4 protein-coding genes and 1 pseudogene are annotated in these 3,225 nt (G+C 42.5%); all 5 read left to right on the top strand.

Annotated elements, in window-relative coordinates:
* On the top strand, positions 1-951 hold a 951-nt coding region (locus AC29Z1_RS02610), incomplete at its 5' end, for a 4-hydroxyphenylacetate 3-hydroxylase C-terminal domain-containing protein (RefSeq protein ID WP_488269898.1).
* 40 nt (positions 952-991) lie between these two features.
* Positions 992-1,279 (top strand): NifU family protein, encoded by a 288-nt coding sequence (locus tag AC29Z1_RS02605; protein ID WP_488269897.1) that lies wholly within the window; start codon positions 992-994, stop codon positions 1,277-1,279.
* Entirely contained in the window at positions 1,276-1,578 is a 303-nt protein-coding gene (locus AC29Z1_RS02600) for a hypothetical protein (RefSeq protein WP_488269896.1), read from the top strand. Before AC29Z1_RS02605 ends, AC29Z1_RS02600 begins: the two co-directional genes overlap by 4 nt.
* Complete coding sequence (locus AC29Z1_RS02595; RefSeq protein ID WP_488269895.1) at positions 1,571-2,866, top strand: acetyl-CoA hydrolase/transferase family protein; 1,296 nt, start codon at positions 1,571-1,573, stop codon at positions 2,864-2,866. Before AC29Z1_RS02600 ends, AC29Z1_RS02595 begins: the two co-directional genes overlap by 8 nt.
* A 21-nt stretch (positions 2,867-2,887) precedes the next feature.
* Positions 2,888-3,225 (top strand): annotated as a pseudogene (locus AC29Z1_RS02590) (hypothetical protein); the annotation flags it as partial.

Genomic DNA, 3,225 nt, shown 5'->3' with positions numbered 1-3,225 from the left:
CCTGATTTGTATGTGCATGTTGTGGAGAGAAGAGAAGACGGTATTGTAGTTTGTGGTGCTAAGGCCCATCAGACAGGTGCCATCAACTCTCATTGGATATTGGTAATGCCTACTATTTCTATGGGGAAAGATGATGCCGACTATGCAGTCTCATTCTGTGCACCGGCTGATGCTGAAGGTATATTCTATATTTACGGGCGTCAGTCTTGTGATACCCGTAAACTAGAAGGCGGCGACATTGATGTCGGCAACAAACAATTCGGCGGACATGAAGCACTTATGGTATTTGATCATGTGTTCATTCCTTGGGAAAATGTCTTCATGTGCGGCGAATATGAGTTCAGCGGTATGTTAGTTGAACGTTTTGCCGGTTATCATCGTCAAAGCTATGGTGGCTGCAAAGTAGGCGTAGGTGATGTCTTGATCGGTGCGGCTGCAGTGGCTGCTGAATATAACGGAGTAGCTAAAGCATCACATATAAAAGACAAACTGATTGAAATGATGCATCTGAATGAAACTTTATACGCTTGCGGTATTGCTTGTTCGGCTGAAGGCCATAAAACAGCAGAAGGTAATTACATTATTGACCTGTTACTGGCCAATGTCTGTAAACAAAATGTAACTCGTTTCCCCTATGAAATTGCCCGTTTGGCTGAAGATATTGCCGGTGGTCTGATGGTAACCATGCCTTCAGAAAAAGATTTGCGTCATCCTGAGATTGGCAAGGTAGTTGAAAAATATCTTCGCGGCGTAGCTTCAGTACCTACGGAGAATCGTATGCGTATTTTACGTTTGATCGAAAACCTGACATTGGGTACTGCAGCTGTTGGTTATCGCACAGAATCCATGCATGGTGCTGGTTCGCCACAGGCACAGCGGATTATGATTTCCCGCCAGGGCAATTTAGAGAAGAAGAAAGAGCTGGCTAAAGCTATTGCCGGTATTAAGTAATAAAATTAATGAGTTATGAGTTAAGTACGAGGATGTTTCGATGGAAAAATTGCAACAAGTCATTGAGCAGAAAGTCCGTCCAGCACTCAGTGTTCATAATGGGAATATTGAGTTAGTTGAAGTAACATCCGATGGGGTTGTAAAAGTAAGGCTAACCGGGGCATGTTCAGCATGTCCCGGTGCCCAACAAACCTTGTCGGAAATAGTAGAAACAGCACTAAAAGAAGTATGTCCGGAAATTAAAGGTGTCGTATTAGTTCAGCAGGTCAGTCAAGATTTAATTAATGAGGCGTTGAACATTTTGCGTAAGGATAGAAGCTACCTATGAATCATTGGCGGATCAGCATTGTCTTTTGTGGGGGATGTAATCCACAGATTAATCGGGGCGAAATAGCTGCACAAGTGCAGAATGCGTTACAGGAAAACGGTTATCAAGTTGGCTATAATTCATTGGATGTTGATTTTGTTATATATCTGAGCGGCTGTAGTGCTGGTTGTGCGCTGAAGTACAATCAAAGCAAGCTGCCGGCAGTTGTAGTGGCGGCCAAGACAATGGATGCCATGGCGATTGATGAGGCGAAAATGGTTACTGAAATTGTCAAGAAAGTGAGGGATTACTTTGAATAATTGGAGAGAAATTTATCAAAAAAAAATCGTCTCGGCAAAAGAGGCACTATCGCATGTTAAGTCAGGTGATAGAGTAGTACTTGGACATGCCTGCGGTGAGCCGACTACATTGGTAAATGCCTTAGTTGACCGGGCATCAGAGTTAAGCGATGTGGAAATTGTTCATATGGTTGCTATGGGTGCGGCTAAGTATGCACAACCGGGAATGGAAAAAAGTTTCCGCCATAATGCATTGTTCGTAGGCGGCTCAACAAGAAAAGCGGTAGAAGAAAAACGGGCTGATTTTACTCCATGCTTTTTTTCAGAAATCCCTAGATTATTTAGAAACAACATACTGCCAGTGGATGTCACGTTACTCCAAATTACGCCACCCGATGAGGAAGGATTTTGCAGTTATGGCGTCTCAGCAGACTACACCAAGCCTGCGGCCGAATGTGCCAAAACGGTAATCGCGCAAATTAATAACTGCGTTCCCCGCACGGGTGGAGCCAAAATTCATTTAGATGCTATTCATTATATTGTAGAACAAGATGAACCACTGATTGAGTTAAAACCTCCTAAAATCGGTGATGTTGAGAAGGCCATTGGTGAAAACATAGCCAGACTGATTGAAGATGGTGCTACTTTGCAGCTTGGAATTGGCGGTATTCCTGACGCAGTGCTGCTATTTTTAACAGGTAAAAAAGATTTAGGCATTCATTCTGAAATGTTTTCTGATGGTGTTGTAGCTTTGGCCGAGGCCGGGGTCATTACCAATCGTAAAAAAACAATTAACCCCGGTAAATTTGTAGCTACTTTCCTGATGGGGACAAAGAAACTCTACGATTTTGTCAATAATAACCCGGATGTTGAATTACAGCCAGTGGACTATGTTAATGATCCCTATATTATTGGGCAGCATGAAAAAATGGTTTCTATAAATTCTGCCTTGCAGGTAGATTTGATGGGCCAGGTTAATGCCGAGATGATTGGTACAAGACAGTATAGTGGTGTCGGTGGTCAGGTTGATTTCATCCGTGGCGCCAGCAGATCACTACATGGCAAGTCAATTATTGCTTTACCATCAACCGCTGCTGGTGGTAAAATCTCGCGTATTACCTGTGAGTTGGATAAAGGAGCTGCAGTAACAACTTCCCGCAATGATGTACATTATGTGGTCACTGAATATGGCGTGGCAGACTTAAGAGGAAAATGCCTGCGTGAACGGGCCCAAGCATTGATTGCTATCAGTCATCCTGATTTCCGTGATAAATTGACAAAAGAGGCAATAGAAAAAGGTCTTATGTAGATTATTTCTGGAGGTTATGTTGTGCCTATTATTACATTTTTACGAGATATTATTGAAGCAAGCAAAGGACGATATTATCGTACGGTAGGTCGGCATACACAGAATTTCTGCAGTGAGGCTGTAAAAATAGCTAAAAATGATACCCAAAAGCGAATATTTTTTGTCACAGCTATCTGTGCTGATGAATTTATTGCCGCTTTATTGGGAGTAGATAACAAAAAACAGGTTAAGCCTTTTGGCGGTCGGATTGTAAAACAGAAACTTCAGAAGCAGCAGATAGCTGCTGCTCTACGGATTTATATATCAGGCATACTGACTTTGTTAAGTTCTTATAAACAAATACTCCTGACAGCGACCGG

The organism is Sporomusa sp. (assembly GCF_057736855.1).
Note: the sequence above shows the minus strand (reverse complement) of the source record. Positions and strands in the feature narration are given on the sequence as shown.

Excerpts from the sequence above, each read along its gene's own strand:
- AC29Z1_RS02600 (WP_488269896.1), top strand. The coding sequence starts at position 1,276 with ATGAATCATTGGCGGATCAGCATTGTCTTTTGTGGGGGATGTAATCCA.
- AC29Z1_RS02605 (WP_488269897.1), top strand. The coding sequence starts at position 992 with ATGGAAAAATTGCAACAAGTCATTGAGCAGAAAGTCCGTCCAGCACTC.